The 15,962-nt window shown below is 70.2% G+C and carries 12 protein-coding genes; 6 read left to right on the forward strand and 6 right to left on the reverse strand.

Annotation, left to right across the window (positions count from 1 at the left end; translation table 11 throughout):
* Positions 1–22: 22 nt before the first annotated feature.
* Positions 23–1,495 carry a UDP-N-acetylmuramoyl-tripeptide--D-alanyl-D-alanine ligase gene (locus tag LR394_RS03275; protein WP_231438817.1) on the forward strand — a complete coding sequence of 491 codons (1,473 nt, stop codon included), beginning with the start codon at positions 23–25 and terminating at the stop codon, positions 1,493–1,495.
* Here LR394_RS03275 and LR394_RS03280 read toward each other — a convergent pair.
* The 3 genes from LR394_RS03280 to LR394_RS03290 are packed head-to-tail and all read right to left on the reverse strand — an operon-like array spanning position 1,453 to position 5,837.
* On the reverse strand, positions 1,453–3,867 hold the full coding sequence (locus tag LR394_RS03280; protein WP_231438818.1) for a transglutaminase-like domain-containing protein: 2,415 nt from the start codon (positions 3,865–3,867) through the stop codon (positions 1,453–1,455). The genes LR394_RS03275 and LR394_RS03280 overlap by 43 nt on opposite strands.
* 5 nt (positions 3,868–3,872) lie before the next feature.
* Complete coding sequence (locus LR394_RS03285) at positions 3,873–4,901, reverse strand: DUF58 domain-containing protein (RefSeq protein WP_231438819.1); 1,029 nt, start codon at positions 4,899–4,901, stop codon at positions 3,873–3,875.
* 15 nt (positions 4,902–4,916) lie between these two features.
* Positions 4,917–5,837, reverse strand: coding sequence for an AAA family ATPase (locus tag LR394_RS03290; protein ID WP_231438820.1), 921 nt, complete (start codon positions 5,835–5,837; stop codon positions 4,917–4,919).
* Between the two features lie 207 nt (positions 5,838–6,044).
* Here LR394_RS03290 and LR394_RS03295 point away from each other — a divergent pair, with 207 nt between their 5' ends.
* Complete coding sequence (locus LR394_RS03295; protein ID WP_231438821.1) at positions 6,045–7,880, forward strand: ABC transporter permease; 1,836 nt, start codon at positions 6,045–6,047, stop codon at positions 7,878–7,880.
* A gap of 60 nt (positions 7,881–7,940) precedes the next feature.
* On the opposite strand, the gene LR394_RS03300 is transcribed toward LR394_RS03295, so the two are convergent.
* Positions 7,941–8,387 (reverse strand): cupin domain-containing protein, encoded by a 447-nt coding sequence (locus LR394_RS03300; protein ID WP_231438822.1) that lies wholly within the window; start codon positions 8,385–8,387, stop codon positions 7,941–7,943.
* Positions 8,388–8,537: 150 nt separating this feature from the next.
* Between LR394_RS03300 and purB the strand changes: the two genes are divergently transcribed.
* The 4 genes from purB (at position 8,538) to LR394_RS03320 (ending at position 12,799) form a co-directional block, all read left to right on the forward strand.
* Entirely contained in the window at positions 8,538–9,920 is a 1,383-nt protein-coding gene (gene purB, locus LR394_RS03305; protein WP_407936973.1) for an adenylosuccinate lyase, read from the forward strand.
* 139 nt (positions 9,921–10,059) lie between these two features.
* Entirely contained in the window at positions 10,060–10,341 is a 282-nt protein-coding gene (locus LR394_RS03310) for a metal-sensitive transcriptional regulator (RefSeq protein ID WP_231438824.1), read from the forward strand.
* A 71-nt stretch (positions 10,342–10,412) separates the two neighbouring features.
* A complete protein-coding gene (locus LR394_RS03315) occupies positions 10,413–10,634 on the forward strand; it encodes a heavy-metal-associated domain-containing protein (RefSeq protein ID WP_231438825.1) in 222 nt (73 codons plus the stop codon).
* A 2-nt stretch (positions 10,635–10,636) separates the two neighbouring features.
* The gene (locus LR394_RS03320; RefSeq protein ID WP_231438826.1) at positions 10,637–12,799 is read left to right on the forward strand and encodes a heavy metal translocating P-type ATPase; all 2,163 of its coding nucleotides are present in this window, start codon (positions 10,637–10,639) and stop codon (positions 12,797–12,799) included.
* On the opposite strand, the gene LR394_RS03325 is transcribed toward LR394_RS03320, so the two are convergent.
* Both LR394_RS03325 and LR394_RS03330 read right to left on the reverse strand, forming a co-directional pair.
* Positions 12,789–14,471, reverse strand: a complete 1,683-nt coding sequence (locus LR394_RS03325) for an alpha/beta hydrolase (protein ID WP_231438827.1) — start codon at positions 14,469–14,471, stop codon at positions 12,789–12,791. The two genes, LR394_RS03320 and LR394_RS03325, sit on opposite strands and share 11 nt — an antisense overlap.
* Before the next feature lie 108 nt (positions 14,472–14,579).
* Complete coding sequence (locus tag LR394_RS03330) at positions 14,580–15,800, reverse strand: lycopene cyclase family protein (protein WP_231438828.1); 1,221 nt, start codon at positions 15,798–15,800, stop codon at positions 14,580–14,582.
* Positions 15,801–15,962: the final 162 nt, after the last annotated feature.

The following is a 15,962-nucleotide window of genomic DNA, read 5'->3' on the forward strand; positions in this document are numbered from 1 at the left end:
TGAAGCAGGAGGGAACGGTTCTGTGATCCAGGTGGGCGACGTCCTCGCGGCGATCGAGGATGCCGAGGTCGTGCGGAGGAACGCCGAGTCTTTCGGCCGGGCGAGCGTCGACACCCGGGACATCACCGGTGGTGAGCTGTTCGTGGCCATCCCCGGCCCGACCCGGGACGGGCACGACTTCGCCGCCGCGGCGGTGCGGGCCGGTGCCACCGGGGTGCTGATCAGCCGGGCTCTGGCCGACACCCCGGAGCTGGCCGATCTCGACGCCACGGTGATCCGGGTGCCGGACACGCTGATCGCGCTGCAGGAGGCGGCCCGGCACGCCCGTGGCCGCAGCACCGCCTCGGTGGTCGCGGTGACCGGCTCGGCCGGGAAGACCACCGCCAAGACGCTGATCGCGCAGGTGCTCACCGCCAAGTTCGAGATCCTGGCGAACAAGGCCAGTTTCAACAACCACCTGGGGGTGCCGCTGACCCTGGCCCAGATCGAGCCCGGGCACAGCCACGTGATCTCCGAGATCGGCACCAACCATCCGGGCGAGATCGGGCACCTGGCCGGGCTGGTCGGCCCGGACGTCGCGCTGGTCACCAACGTCGGCTTCGCCCACCTGGGCAACTTCGCCGACCAGCAGGAACTGGCGCTGGAGAAGACCGACATCTTCAACCACACCCGCCCCGGCGGGACGTGGATCGTGAACGGTGACGACGAACTGCTCACCCGGACCACGCTCGCCCTGCCGGGCGCCGCGCAGGCCACGGTGGTGCGGGTCGGGTTCGAGGCCGGTAACGACCTGCGCGCGGTCGACGTCGAGGTGGACGAGCACGGCACCCGCGGCGTGATCGAGGTGGACGGGCAGTCGCTGCCGTTCAGCATCGCGGCGGCCGGGCGGCATTTCGGCTACGCGGTGATGCTGGCGGTCGCGGTCGGCCGGGTCTACGGCATCGCGCCCTCGGAGAGCATCGAGGCGTTGCGCGGAGTGCAGCCGCCGGCCGGGCGGGCCTCGCTGCGCCGGGTCGACGACCAGCTGCTGATGATCGACGACAGCTACAACGGCAGCCCGGACGCGATGATCGGCTCGCTCGACCTCCTCGCCGCCCTGCCCGGTCAGGTCAAGGTGGCGGTGCTCGGGCAGATGGGCGAGCTCGGTGACTTCTCGCACGAGCTGCACACCCGGGTCGGGCACAAGGCGGCCTCCAGCGTCACCGACCTGATCACGGTCGGGCCGAACGCCGCGCCGTTGCAGGCCGGGGCCGTGGAGAAGGGCCTGGCGGCGGAGCAGGTGCATACCGCGGGTTCCGCGATGGAGGCGTTCGAGCAGGTCAAGGCCGTGCTGCAGGACCATGACGGGACGGCTGTGGTGCTGGCCAAGGGCGCCCGGGCGATGCACATGGAGCGGGTCTACCTGGGCCTGGCCGGGCACACCGTGGCCTGCGCGCTGACCTCGTGCCCGCTCTACATCAACTGCGCGGACTGCCCCAAGCTGGCAACCGGCTGAGCCTGGTTCAGCCGCTCGGTTTCCTGCTCGAAAACGGCTGCGGCCCGGCGGCATTCCTCGCTGCCGGGCGTGGTCGCGGAGTAAAGAGCCCGATTGAGGACGTCGAACGCGCCTTCCAGCGCGTCCTTCTGTTCCGGGGCGGTGTAGTAACGCGGGCCGACCAGGCGGTTTCGTAGTTCGGTCAGCGTCTCGTTGTCCGCGCGGGCCGCCCCTTGGGCGGCGAGCGCTGTTTCCAAGTCCTGGAACGCTTTTCGTAAGGCTGGATCGTAAGGCGGGCGGACGTCTCCAATTGGCTCGTGCTTGCGGAAACGGGCGATGAGCTGGGCGATCCGGCGGAGCAGAAAACGCCGGAACAGCCAGAGGCCGAGGAGCACGCCGGCGAGCAGCACCGGGCCGAGCACCCCGCTGAAGAACGCCGAGGCGCGGGTGACCAGGTCGTTCGTCACGCGGTTGAACGTCTGGTTCAGGCCGTCGAGGAAGCCGCGTTGCAGGCCGCCGGGCGGAGTGGCCTCGGAGGTCACCCAGCCGACGCCAGGGAACCAGACCTCCGCCCAGGCGTGCGCCTGAGCCTGGCGAATCATCTGCCGTCCGCCGTCCAGCAGTTCCTGCCCCTGGGCCAGGTAGCCGACCACCATCCGGGCCGGAATTCCGCCGGAGCGCAGCAACATCACGGCGGCGCTGGCGTAGTGCTCGCAGAAGCCCTGATGCGATTCGAAGAGGGCGAAGTCGACGGCGTCACGGCCGGGCGGGGGTACGGGGGCGTCGAGCGTGTAGCTCATTGTCTCGGCCAGACGAGCTTCGACGGCCTTCACTGCGGCGAGCCGGTCGGGGGCGGCGGAGACCAGTTGCTGACCTAGATCGCGGACGCGTACGGGCAGGTTTTCGGGCACCTGTAGGTAGCGAGGGTCGACGCCGGTGTTGTCATCGCTGAACGCGGTGCCGATGGATGCCGGGTTGCTGGTGTCGGGGTAGACCAGGCTGCTCACCGTGTACGAGTCCTCGTCCTCGCTGGGGAGCAGAACCCGGTCGCCGGTGGAGACGAACGTCCGCTCGGCGTAGTCGCTGGGCAGGTCGGCGGAGAGCACCCGGCCGGGGGCGATCAGCTGGGACGTACCGTTGCCACGGATCACCACCTGGTCGGTGCGCGTGTTTCCGCTCTGGTCGGCGTCGTTTTCGTCCACAGTGTTGCCGTCGAGGGTGTTGGCTCCGCCGTCCAGGCCGAAATCTTCGGTTACCCCGAGGTCGTCGTTTCCGATACCCAGGTCACCGGGGTCAGCGGGGTTGGTTAGATCTTCGTCCGGGTTCACTGGTGGCGTTGCGTTCGGTTCCGGAATTTGAGACGTCTCTGGGCCAGTTTGGTCTTCGCTGTATGGGTTTTCGCCGGACGTGTTGGCCGAGTCGTCGCCGTCGGTGGTGAGCAGGGCTCGGTCGCCGCTCTGGGTGACGGTGGTGCGCAGGCCCGGGTTACCGGTGACCTGCCAGCCTTCGCCGTTGTAGAAGTCCAGATTGGCGGTGCGCCAGTGGCTCGGGCTGTCGGCCGGCACCTCGGCCACCGGGTAGTCACCCAGCGGGCCGCGGGAATTCAGGTTCATCCGGCCGCCCAGGAACTTGGTCTCCCAGGCTCGGGTGTTGTTGCTGGCGGACTGGTCGGCGGCGGCGCCGGCCGCGTTGGCGTTGCCCAGGTTCTGCAGCTCCGCTCCCCCGGCCACGAAGGCCAGCCCGGAGCTCAGGGCGATGGCCAGGATCACCGGCACCAACCGCCAGCGGAAGGCTGCGGCCAACGCCGATTCGGTGGACTCGACCGGGCCGGTCCCGCGGCGGGTGACGGTGGTGCGTACCTCGGGGTTGGGCGTGGCCAGGAAGTTGAGCCGGGTCAGGGCCAGCAGGGCGGACGGCCAGCCGATCACGATGGGCACCAGCAGACGCAGACCGGAGGGGGCGGCGACGCAGGCCAGACCGAGTACGGCGGTGCCCAGGACCAGGGCTGACTGGGTACCGCGGCGGTGCCCGATCTCCAGCGTCACGGCGATCAGCGAGCCGGCCGCCAGGGCAGCGAGCAGGCCCAGGGGTAGCCCGGCCGGTACGGCCAGCACGTTGGCGGCCATACCTAGGGCGCTGGAGGCGTTGCCGGTGATCAGGTTCTGCGGGCCGGTCAGCGCGGTCAGCACCACCACCAGGCCGAGCGCCGCCCCGGCGACCGCGCTGCGCCCCCAGGAAGCGGTGGTGAGGTGCGGGAGCCACGTGGGCACGAACGTGCCGACCAGCCCGATGAGCACCATCACCAGCAGGCAGACCACGGCCGGCAGCAGCCCCGCCAGACCCAGCGCCAACGCGGCGGAGATCAGGGTGAGCAGGGTCGGCGGATTCTTCATGTCGTTCACGCGGGCCCGATCCGCTGCAACCCGAACGGAATGGTCGAGGCCTCCACCACGACCTTGCCCGGGGCCCGGCGGGCGGTCTGGACCGCCTCGCGGAACTCCCTGATCGCGGCCTCGTCCGGGGGTTCGGCGTTCGCGCTGTTCAGGCTGCTGAACCAGTCCAGGATCAGCTGCTCGTCGGTGCCGGTCCAGGCCGGTACGCCCGGGGCCAGGAGGGTTACGTCGGCGTGGCTGGCGACCGCTGCGCAGGCCGACCAGGCGGCCAGGGCGAGGAGTTCCTCCCAGTCCTCGTCCTGCGGCGATCCGGTGATCGCCAGTACCAGCCGGACTTCGACCTCGGGCTCCTGCACCACCACGATCAGCCGTCCGGGCTGGCCCAGCGCGGCCTGACGCGCGGTGGCCCGCCAGTTCACGTGCCTGCGCTCGTCCCCGTGACGCCATTCCCTCAGGCCGTGGGGCTCAGATCCTGGGGGTAGAAGCCGGGCCCCGACGGCGTCCTCGATCGACCTACGTCCGCTCTCCAGCTCTACCCCCGGAACCCGGGCCGGGTGCACCACGATCTCCGCGCGCCCCCGGATCCTTCGGCTGTGCGAGGCCATGCCGAACGGCGCCAGGGCGTAGAGGTGTACCTCGTGGATCTCGGCCTGACCTCGGTGCACCGGCCTGCGGGGGAAAGCGAGCCGAACGTGGTCGCCCGGGGCCAGCGGGGGTACGGCCAGATGGATCGGGGCCAGGCCTTTGCATTCGTGCAGGATCGCGAAGCCCGGTAGGAGGCGTTTGCCGTCGTTGCGTACGGTCAGCAGTTGCTCGACCGGTTCGTCCACCACCATCCGCTCGGGCGAGCGGAAGGCCACCGACACCGACTTCAGGTCCGGGCGCATCACCTGCGAGAGCACCACCGGGACGAACAGGGCGAAGGCGACCAGGAGCAGCCAGGGGTTCAGGGCCCGGACCGCGATCGCCGCCAGCACCGCCGCCAGCATGATCGCCAGCCAGCCGCCGGGCGTGATCGGCCGCAGAATGCCCATCTGATCTCCGTCCGCTCAGACCGGGACCGGGACGGGCTGGGCTCGGACCAGCTCGGTGATCAGCACGTCGGCCGCAGTGGCCACCGCCGGGACGATGCGGTGGGCGAGCACGGGGACGGCCAGTTCGGCGACGTCTTCGGGGGTCACGTACTCCCGGCCGTGCAGCACTGCGCGGGCTTGCGCGCAGCGGGCCAGGGCGATCGCCGCGCGGGAGCCCGCGCCGACGCGGATGCGCTGGTCGGAGCGGGTGGAACGGGTGAGTTTGACCGCGTACTGCAGCACCGGCTCGGCCAGGAACACGCCCTGGACCGCCTCCCGCAGCAGATTCAGGCCGGTGGGGTCGAGCACGGCCTCCAGGGACTCGACGGTCGGGCCGGTGAGCTGCTCGCGGACCACGGTGAACTCGTCCACCGCGGTCAGAGGTTTCAGGTGCAGGCGCACGGCGAAACGGTCCAGCTGTCCCTCCGGCAGGGGGTAGGTGCCGTGCTGCTCGACCGGGTTCTGGGTGGCCACCAGGAAGAAGTTCGGCGGTACCGGGTGCCGGACGCCGTCCACCGTCACCATCCGCTCGGCCATCACCTCGAGCAGGGCGGACTGGGTGCGCGGCGGCATCCGGTTGAGCTCGTCGACCAGCAGGACGTCGGCGAAGACCGGGCCGGGGACGAAGCTGAACTCGCGGCTGCTGGGGTCCCAGACGGCGGAACCGGTGATGTCGGCCGGCATCAGGTCGGCGGTGGCCTGGACCCGCTGGAAGACGCCGCCCACCGTTCGGGCCACCGACTGTGCGAGGGTGGTCTTGCCGGTTCCCGGCGCGTCCTCGATCAGGACGTGCCCGCCGGCGAGGACGGCGATGGACAGTAGCTCCACCGCGGCGTGCTGGCCCCGGACCACCTGCTCGATATTGGCCACCAGGCGGGCGGCGGGCGCGACGTCCATGCACTCTTGCGTCGGCAGCGGACCGCGTTGCTTGAAGTAACGACGTCACCTGAAGTGAACCAAGGCGTGACCTGGCCGTGACCTGGGCCGGTCTCAGGTGTGACCTGGGGTAAGCCGGGCAAAGCAGCTGTGCTGGGCTCATGGCTGAGTCGGCTAAGGTGCGCGACCGGCGAGCCTTCGAGATCCACCGGTGAATAAGGAGAGACGATGACCCGCGATTCGGCGTCCGGCAAGGGACCCGAAACCGATCCGGCGAAGGAGGTCACGGAAGCTCCCGAGGCCACCGACGCGAGTACCGACAAGAGCGCTGCGGGCTCCGAAGCCACGAAGCCGGTGGCGGTCGACACCACCAGCGACGAGCCCGGCGACACGCAGGACACCACGGACGAGGGTGCGCTGGGCGCCGCTGGGTCCGGGGCGAGCGAGGTTGCTGCGGCTGAGACGGCCGACCCGAAGGCCGGCGAGGCCAAGACCGGGGATGCTGCTGCGACCGGCTCTGACGCCGACGCGGTCAAGGCTGACGCGGCTGCTGCTGGAACGACCTCGTCCGACGCTGCGGCGAGCTCTGACTCGTCCGACTCCGGCTCGTCGCCCGACCTCACGCTGAAGCCGCTGCCGACCGCCCCGGGCAACCAGAAGGCGGCCGACTCGGACGCTGCTGACTCCCAGGCAGGCACCGCCACGACCGGCACCTCTGCTGCGGCGGCCACCACGGCGTCCCCTGCTGTTGCCGCGACCGACAGCGCTGCGGCGACCTCTCCCGCCGAGGCGACAACTGCGTCCGCTGTTTCTGACGCAACCAACGACGCTCCGGCAACCTCCCCTGCCGAGGCGACAACCGCGTCCCCTGTTTCTGACGCAACCAACGACGCTCCGGCGACCACCGCTGGTTCGGACTCTACGGACGGCGTTGAGGTGATCTCCTCCGACGAGGCGACCACCGCGTCCGCTGGTTCTGAGCCCCCGGCGGGCCAGACCGAGAAGCACTCCACGCTCTTCCCCTTGGTCGGCACCCTGGTGGCCCTGGCCGCCATCGCTGCCCTCCTGATCGGCTCGATGGCCCTACCCATCGCCAAGAGCGCTCCGGAGGGCGTGCCGGTCGGCGTCGCCGGTTCCGACGAGGAACTGCGGGGCCAGCTGACCACGCTGATGGAGCAGATCGGCGACCAGCTGGGCGGCGACGGCACCTTCAAGGTCAGCCAGTTCGACAGCCGGGACGAGCTTCAGGCGGCCACCGAGGACCGCGAGGTCTACGGCGGCTTCTTCCTGAACGTCGACACCGCTGAGGCCGAGATGCTGATCGCCACGGCGGGCGGCATCGAGGTCTCGGACGCTCTGCAGGCCGTGGCCAGCGCGCTGCAGCAGCAGGCGCAGATTCCGGTCACCGTCACCGACGTGGTCGAGCAGCCCACCGACGACCTGCGGGGTAAGGGTCTTTCCGCGGCTGCACTGCCGCTGGCCATCGCCACCGCGCTGCCGGTCTTCGGTCTGATCGCGCTCTACCGGCGCCGTCCGCTGGCTCAGCTCGGGGGCGCGGTTCTGGCTTCCGTGTTCACCGGTCTGACCATCGGCGCTGTGCTTACCTACGGCTCCGGCTCCACCGCGGGCGGCAACTTCGTGCTCCTGTCGGCCGGTCTGGCCGCAGGGACGCTGGCCACCACCCTGATCCTGCTCGGCATCCACGCGCTGACCGGGCGGATCGGCCTGGGCGTGGGTACGGCGCTGCTCATCGTGTTCGGCGCTCCGCTGGCCGGGCTGAGCGTTCCGCCGGAGTGGCTGCCCGACCCGTGGGGCACGATCGGGCAGATCCTGCCCCCGGGTGCGACCGCGACGGTGCTGCGCTCGATGGCGTTCTTCGAGGGCGGGGGTAGCCGCGCCGCCCTGCTGGTGATGGTGATGTGGGCCGTCGTCGGGCTGATGCTGCTGGCTCTGGGCACGCTGCTGAACCGCAGCAACCAGCGGCTGGAGCAGCTCCAGGCCGATGAGGAGGCTGCCCGCCAGGAGGTCGACCTCGACGACGACAAGGCTCCGGCCACCGTCTGAAAGTTCTGAACGAACAGCAGGGGCCTACGGACGTCCGTGGGCCCCTGCTGCTGTTTGGTTCTACTGAGCGGCCAGGCGCCAGTCGCGGAAGTCGAAGCCCGGGGTGACCACACAGCCGACCAGGACGGGTTGGTCACCGGCTGGGCGGGCGGTCTGCCAGGTACCGGCCGGGACCAGCAGCTGCGGGCTCTGCTCGAGATCGGTGCCCAGGATCGACTCCACCGCCACGCCCGGCCCGGCCTCGTCGGTACCGCCCAGACCCAGCGCCAGTGGGCCGCCGCGCTGGTGGATCCACAGCTCGTCGGAGCGCACCTGGTGCCAGGCCGAGACCTCACCGGGCAGCAGCAGGAAGACGATCGAGGTGGCCAGCGACCGGGGGCCCTCGTAACCGCCGGGAAGGTGCTCGGGTGGCAACTCGATCGTGGAGCGGTAAGTCTCGGCGAACCAGCCGCCCTCGGGATGCTGCTGCAGGTTGAGACCGGTGGCCCATTCGGGAAGCGTCGGCATGGCCTGCACGCTATCCCCGCTGATGCCCCTTCGCGCCTGATCAGGGGGCTTTGGGGCCTGGCGTCGGGCGGTCGGCGGCCGTGGGAGCATGGGCGGGTGACCCAGCTCAGCTCCCCGCGCCCCGGACAGTCCCTGCACGCGCCCGGCCGGCTGAACGCGCCGCCGAACGTCCTGGGCGAGAACGTGCCGCTGGGGCCGCTGGACGGCCGTTACCGGGCCGCCGTCGCCCCGCTCACCCAGCACCTGTCCGAAGCCGCGCTGAACCAGCGCCGGGTGCACGTCGAGGTCGAGTGGCTGATCCACCTGTGCGAGACCGGCTCGGTGCCGGGCCTGCGCCGCCTCACCCCGGACGAGATCACCTACCTGCGCAGCGTCGCCGCCGACTTCAACGCCGAGAGCGTGGCCGAGCTGGCCGAGACCGAGCGGGTCACCCTGCACGACGTCAAGGCCGTCGAGTACTACGTGAAGAAGCGGATGGAAGGGAACTCGCTCGCCGACCTGGGCGAGATCGTCCACCTGTTCTGCACCAGCGAGGACATCAACAACCTGGCCTACGCGCTGATGGTGCGCGACGCCACCGCGCTGGTCTGGCTGCCCCGGGCCTGGGCGCTGCACGAGGACGTCGCCGACCTGGCCCGCGAACTGCGCGACCTGCCGATGCTGGCGCGTACCCACGGTCAGCCGGCCACCCCGACCACGCTCGGCAAGGAACTGGCGGTGCTGGCCCACCGGCTGGGCCGGCAGCTGCGCCGGATCGACAACACCGAGTTCCTGGGCAAGATCAACGGCGCCACCGGGACGTTCTCGGCGCACGTGGCCGGCGCCCCGGACACCGACTGGATCGAGGTCTCGCGCACCTTCGTCGAGCACCTGGGCCTGACCTGGAACCCGCTGACCACGCAGATCGAGTCGCACGACTGGCAGGCCGAGCTGTACTCCGACGTGGCCCGGTTCAACCGGGTGCTGCACAACCTGTGCACCGACGTCTGGACGTACATCTCGATGGGCTACTTCATCCAGGTGCGGGGCCAGGGCACGGTCGGCTCCTCGACCATGCCGCACAAGGTCAACCCGATCCGCTTCGAGAACGCCGAGGCCAACCTCGAGGTCAGCAACGGCCTGTTCGGCGTGCTGGAGTCCACCCTGGTCACCTCGCGCCTGCAGCGGGATCTGACCGACTCCTCGATGCAGCGCAACATCGGCACCGCGTTCGGGCACTCGTTGCTGGCGATCGACAACGCGCGCAAGGGTCTGGCCGGGCTGGACGCCGACCCGGCGGCGCTGGCCCGTGACCTGGACGCGACGTGGGAGGTGCTGGGCGAGGCGGTGCAGTCGGTGATGCGGGTGCACGGTCTGGAGCAGCCGTACGAGCGGCTGAAGGAGCTGACCCGCGGCCGCAAGGTCGACGCCGAGGTGATGCGCGAGTTCGTGTCCGGCCTGGGTCTGCCCGAGGACGTGGCCAAGGAGCTGATCGAGCTGACCCCGGGTACGTACGTGGGTGTGGCCTCGAAGCTGGTGGATCAACTGCGTTAGGACGTTTGTCAGGGCGGGCCGGGGTCATCTGGACTCCGGCCCGTTTCTGGTTTTGGTAGAGGCTGGGAATACCCCCGGCCGGTATGCGTTGGGGGTTGGCATACCCTAGGGGGGTAGGGTTTCGTCGCGAGGAGATGCCATGCCTGGATATGCCGGTACCAAAGAGGACTATCTGAAGCGGCTGCGCCGGATCGAGGGTCAGGTGCGCGGGCTGCAGCGGATGGTGGACGAGGACACGTACTGCATCGACGTGCTGACCCAGGTGTCGGCGGTGACCAAGGCCCTGCAGGCGGTGAGCCTGGGGCTGCTGGAGGATCACATGTCGCACTGCGTGGTCGAGGCCGCGCGACAGGGCGACGACGAGGCCCGGGTCAAGATCGCCGAGGCCGCGGACGCGATCGCCCGGCTCGTACGCAGCTGAAGCCCAACTCCGACGAGACGTTCCCTACCGACGTGCGCACCCCGTCCCAAGTTTGAAGGAGCAAGCCAGCCATGAGCACCACGACGATCGATGTCACCGGAATGACCTGCGGCCACTGCGTTTCCGCGGTCACCTCGGAACTGTCGGCCATTCCGGGCGTCACCAAGGTCGAGGTCGATCTGCACGCGGGCGGCATCACCCCGGTGACCATCACCAGCGCGGCCGAGCTCGATCCCACCCAGGTGGCCGCGGCCGTCGACGAGGCCGGGTACGAGCTCGCCCCGAGGGCCTGACCATGGCCGACGTAGCGGTTCGGGACGGGCAGCAGCGCCAGGTCGAGCTCGCGATCGGCGGGATGACCTGCGCGGCCTGCGCCACCCGGATCGAGAAGAAGCTGAACCGGATGGACGGGGTGGACGCCACCGTCAATCTGGCCACCGAGCGCGCACATGTGCTGGTGGCCAAGGGGATTGACGATTCTGCCCTGATCTCGGTGGTGGAGGCGACCGGGTACACCGCCCAGCTGCCCGAGCCGCACCAGGCCTCCGACGAGAACACCCACCAGGAAACGGTTCTCAAGCCGCGGTTGATTCTGGCGGCCGTTCTCACCGTTCCGGTGCTGGCCCTCTCGATGGTGCCGGCCACCCAGTTCCCGGGTTGGGAATGGGTGGCGCTGGCGCTGTCCGCACCGGTCGTGACCTGGGCGGCCTGGCCGTTCCACCGGTCCGCGGGGATCAATGCCCGGCACCTGGCGGCCACGATGGACACGCTGGTCTCGATCGGCGTGATCGCGGCCACGCTCTGGTCGCTGGTCGCAATGCTGACCGACAGCGGTGAGCCTTACCTCGAAATTGCCACGGTGGTAACGACCTTCCTGCTGACTGGGCGTTTCCTGGAGGCCCGGGCCCGGCGCAGTTCAGGGGCTGCCCTGCGGTCCTTGCTCGACCTCGGCGCGCACGACGTGAACCTGCTGCGCGACGGGCAGGAAGTTCGGGTGCGCGCCGAAGAACTCGCCGTGGGAGACCTTTTCGTGGTCCGGCCCGGGGAGCGGATCGGCACGGACGGCGTGGTGGTCGAGGGCAGCAGCGACGTGGACGAGTCGATGCTGACCGGTGAGCCGGTGCCGGTGCACGTGGAGCCCGGGGCGAACGTGACCGGGGCCTGCGTGAACGGTGGCGGGCGGATCGTGGTGCGGGCCAGCCGGGTCGGGGCCGACACCACGCTGTCGCGGATCACCCGGATCGTGCAGGAAGCACAGTCGGGCAAGGCCCGGGCGCAACGGCTGGCCGACCGGGTCTCCAGCGTGTTCGTGCCTGCGGTGCTGGTGCTTTCGGTGCTCAGCCTGGTGTTGTGGCTGGTGCTCACCGGGGACGGGCAGGCGGCCGGGATCGCGGCGGTGTCGGTGCTGATCATCGCCTGCCCGTGCGCGCTGGGTCTGGCTATTCCGACGGCGTTGCTGGTCGGTACCGGGCGGGGGGCTCAGTTGGGCATCCTGATCCGCGGGCCGCAGACGCTGGAGGACGCCAAGCACGTGGACGTGATCGTGCTGGACAAGACCGGGACGCTGACCCAGGGCCGGATGAGCCTGGCCGAGGTCACGGTGGCCGACGGGTTCGAGCGGGACGAGGTGCTGCGGCTGGCCGCGGCGGTCGAGCACGCCGGGGAGCATCCGCTGGGACGGGCTGTTGTGGCTGCGGTTTCGGGGCAGCTGCCCGCGGTGACCGAGTTCGCCAGCACGCGAGGCCTGGGAGTCGAAGGGACGGTGGACGGGCACCGGGTGCGGGTCGGTCGGCCTTCGTGGAAACCAACGGACGTGGTTTGGCCGGCGGTTCTGGACGAGGCAGTGCTCGCGGCCGAAGGCCGGACCGCGGTCGTGGCCTGGATCGACGGCCGGCCGGCGGCCGTGCTGACCATCGCGGACACAATCAAGCCAGGCGCCCGCGAAGCCATTTCGCAGCTGCGGGCGCTCGGGCTGACGCCGATGCTGGCCACTGGAGACAACGAGTCCACGGCCCGGGCGGTTGCTGCCTCGGTCGGGATCGCGCCGGACGACGTGTTCGCCGAGCTGATGCCGGAGGAGAAGGTCGCGGTGGTGGAGCGGCTGCAGGCGGCCGGGCGCCAGGTGGCGATGGTCGGCGACGGTGTGAACGACGCGGCCGCACTGGCCACCGCCCGGCTGGGCCTGGCCCTCGGCACCGGAACCGATGCGGCGATGGAGGCCGGGGACATCACCCTGGTCCGCGGCGAGATGGCCAGCGTGCCGCAGGCGATCCGGTTGTCCCGGGCCACCTCGCGGATCGTCCGGCAGAACCTGGCCTGGGCCTTCGGCTACAACGTGGCGGCCCTTCCGCTGGCGGCGTTCGGCCTGCTCAACCCCATGATCGCGGGTCTCGCGATGGCGCTGAGCAGCGTGGCCGTGGTGACCAACTCGCTGCGCCTGCGCCGGTTCAAGAGCTGAGGAGCTCGCGGATCCGGCGCCAGGCCAGCAGCGGGTTGGTGGTGCGGCCGGTCAGCACCGAGGCCTGGCTCAGACCGTAGCCGGGCTTCGGTGCCGCGGTGCCCTTGCAGGTAGCCCCGGCAGCGGGCAGCTTGCCCGTGGTCAGGAACTTCTCGACCTTCTTGTCCACGCAGGCGTTACCCCCGGCGTAGATGCCGTGATCGCCCTCGCCCTTGACCGTCAGCAGCCGGGCCCCGGCGAAGCCCGCGGCCGCCGCCTGAGCTCCTTCGATCGGCGTGGCCGGGTCGTGCTCGGACTGCACCATCAGCACCGGCGGCAGGTCTTTCCCGTTCGGCACCGGCAGTTTCGCCTCCTCGGGCCGCTTCCAGAAGGCACACGGCTGGCTGATTGTGGACCAGCCGATCAGCGGGTTCTTCGCCCCGGCCTCGGCCGAGGCCGTGACCAGCGCGTCCCGGCCACTCGTCCAGGCCGTGTCCTGGCAGGTGACGGCCAGGAAGGTGGTGCTCGCGGCATCACCCGAGAAGGTCCGGCGCATTCCAGTACGGCGGATCGCCGTCACCCGCTGGCGCACTTTGTAGGCGAGTTTGTCGGCGGTACGGAACTTTCCGCTGCTCTGCGCCCGCACGTAGTTCTTCAGGTCCATCAGCACCGCGGCCGCGTCGGGGAACATCACCTTGGCGTAGAGCGTGCTGGCAACGATGTCGTCGAGGGTGGCCGCATCCTCCACCGGGGCGTCCGGCGTCATCTGCGAGCGCAGCTTCTCGTAGCTGGCCAGCACCGCCTTCTTGGTGGTGCCGAGGCCGTAGACGCTGTGGTACTTGGCCATCCAGGTGGCGAAGTCGGACTCGAAGCGGCGCTGGAAGCCCAGTGGCTGACGGTTGAAGGCCTCCTGCCAGGTGCTGGTGAACTCGACGTTGGAGTCGAAGACCATCCGCCCGGCCCGCTGCGGGAACGCCGTGGCGTAGTGCGCGCCCAGCCAGGTGCCGGAGGAGAAGCCCAGCCAGTTGACCTTCTCCTGCCCGGCGAGCCGGCGCAGCAGGTCCACGTCCTGCACGGTCTGCGCGGTGGTGACGTACTTGCGCAGGTCGCCACCGGCCACCTCGCAGGCTTTGGCGGTGAGCTCGGCGGCATCGAGCATCAGCCCGATGTTGGCCTCGGTCCGCACCCGCGGGTCCACGGTCAGGTCGCTCACCCCGCCGCAGGTCAGGTTGCTCGAGCCGCCGGTGCCGCGCACGTCCATGCCGTACACGTCCTGGGTGCTCAGCAGCTTCTTCCGATTGGCGCTGACCAGTAGGAACGGAAACTCCGCACCCTCCGCGCCGGGCCCGCCCGGGTTGGTGAAGAGCATCGCCGGGTTCTTCGCCTTGACGCTCTTCAGCCGGCTGACCTTGATCCGCAGGTCGGCCCCGGCCTGGGGCACGTTCCAGTCCCGGGGCGCCAGCATGGTCGCGCACTCCAGCCGGTAGTAGACCGCGGGCAGGCCCGGCAGTTCGGCCTTGTCCAGGCAGGGCTTCCAGGTCAGCTGCTGGGTGTCGTAGCGGCCGATCGCCTCGGCGGCCCGCACCGGGTCCTTCACGGCCTGCGCCGCCGGTGGCGCCCCGAGCAGGATGCTCCCGGCCACCGCGCTGATCAGGACACAGGTGCCGGCGCGCCGGAAGACCCGAGACTGCATCGTGTGGTTTCCCCAAAGTCGGCGTACCGGAATGAATCCCGATCGCTGCGATGACTGCTGCGGTCACCGACTCTGCCACGTGAAAAGAAGTAGTGTCACATCAGGTAATCAGCGGATGGCGTTCAGTCGCCGTCGTAGCCGGGCCGAGACGTCCTCGAAGGCCGAGCGCATCATCGCCGGGGTCGGGGTGGAGCCCATGATCGCCAGTTCGTCGGCCGGGGTGCTGGTGCCGTCGAGAAAGCGGATCACCCGGTCACTCGGGTGATCGGCGAAAAGCCCGGCGAAAAGCCCCGGTCCGTCGACGTAGCCGCGATCGAGGGCGCGCAGCATCACCGCGTCCATCCAGCGGTGGCGCAGCGGGTACGGACGGGGCGGGACCGGCAGGCGGTCGGCCAGCAGCAACTCGGCGATCTCGGCGGCCTGCCGTTGCATGGCCGAGAACGTGTAACCGGTGGACGCCCGGGTCGCCCCACCGGCGGTGCCGAGCCGGAAGAGGCGGTCACCGGTGCGGCGGGCGAACGTGGCGTCGGTCATCGGGATCACGCCGTCCTCCACCGCTTCCACGGTGTAGGGCAGACCACCCCAGGCCCGGGCCAGGTAGGAACGCAGCGCCTCGTCGTAGCGGTCGGGCTCCAGCACGGCCGGGCTGAACTCGGTGTACTCGATCAGTGCGGAATCGGCCGACAGCGGCAGGCAGTAGGCGAAAGCGACCCCGCGCGAGGGCTGCGGGACACTGAAATCCATCAGCGTGGCCACGTTCTCGTCAAGCTTGACCGCGCCCGGGGCGAAACGCACCGTCCAGCCACGGAAGTGCTGCAGCAGCGTGGTCGAGGCCGGCCCGGTGGGCGGCGTCGGCCGGGAGTCGAACACCCAGCTGGCCCGTACCCGTTCGTCGCCGGCCCGGACCACGGCGTGCGGCATGCCGTCGGTGACGTGGTCGGCCGCAGCGGTGATCCGGACCCCGCCGAGCCGTTCCAGCGCTGCGTCGGCGGCGGCGTAAAGGTCTGCGGAGCGCAACATCTGGTACCGAAGCGGAGCCAGATCGTAAGTGCGCGAGGCGCCCACCCCGTCTACCATTTTCATCGTCGGCCAGCTGCGCGTGAGCAGCGGCTCGACCCACTCCGGCTGCCCTTGCGGCCCGGCCCACCAGCACCAGGTCCGGTCCTGACCGGAGCGCCGCACCGGATCGATCAGCGCGATCGAGGGTGCCGGGCGACCGGATGCGCGGGCCGCGTGATCGAGCGCGAGCACCAGATTCAGCCCGGCGCCACCGCCGCCCACGATCGCGACGTCGACGACGATTCCGGCGCCGTGACTGACCTGGCTCATCTGATCGACCGTGACTGACACCGGCGTTCCGATCTGTGGGGGTTTTCAGGGGTCGAGTTCTCGCAGGCACAGAGCTTTTCGCGGGCCCGGGATGTTCCTGCGGCCCAAGAGTCTTCCGCGGCGTCTTCCGCGACCCAGGACGGGCGAGCGCTGACCGGCGCA

This window comes from Kineosporia babensis, assembly GCF_021129305.1.
In the GTDB taxonomy this organism is placed as follows: Bacteria; Actinomycetota; Actinomycetes; order Actinomycetales; family Kineosporiaceae; genus Kineosporia; species Kineosporia babensis.

Excerpts from the sequence above, each read along its gene's own strand:
- LR394_RS03280 (WP_231438818.1), bottom strand. The coding sequence starts at position 3,867 with ATGAAGAATCCGCCGACCCTGCTCACCCTGATCTCCGCCGCGTTGGCG.
- LR394_RS03285 (WP_231438819.1), bottom strand. The coding sequence starts at position 4,901 with ATGGGCATTCTGCGGCCGATCACGCCCGGCGGCTGGCTGGCGATCATG.
- LR394_RS03290 (WP_231438820.1), bottom strand. The coding sequence starts at position 5,837 with ATGGACGTCGCGCCCGCCGCCCGCCTGGTGGCCAATATCGAGCAGGTG.
- LR394_RS03295 (WP_231438821.1), top strand. The coding sequence starts at position 6,045 with ATGACCCGCGATTCGGCGTCCGGCAAGGGACCCGAAACCGATCCGGCG.
- LR394_RS03300 (WP_231438822.1), bottom strand. The coding sequence starts at position 8,387 with ATGCCGACGCTTCCCGAATGGGCCACCGGTCTCAACCTGCAGCAGCAT.
- LR394_RS03310 (WP_231438824.1), top strand. The coding sequence starts at position 10,060 with ATGCCTGGATATGCCGGTACCAAAGAGGACTATCTGAAGCGGCTGCGC.
- LR394_RS03315 (WP_231438825.1), top strand. The coding sequence starts at position 10,413 with ATGAGCACCACGACGATCGATGTCACCGGAATGACCTGCGGCCACTGC.
- LR394_RS03320 (WP_231438826.1), top strand. The coding sequence starts at position 10,637 with ATGGCCGACGTAGCGGTTCGGGACGGGCAGCAGCGCCAGGTCGAGCTC.
- LR394_RS03325 (WP_231438827.1), bottom strand. The coding sequence starts at position 14,471 with ATGCAGTCTCGGGTCTTCCGGCGCGCCGGCACCTGTGTCCTGATCAGC.
- LR394_RS03330 (WP_231438828.1), bottom strand. The coding sequence starts at position 15,800 with ATGAGCCAGGTCAGTCACGGCGCCGGAATCGTCGTCGACGTCGCGATC.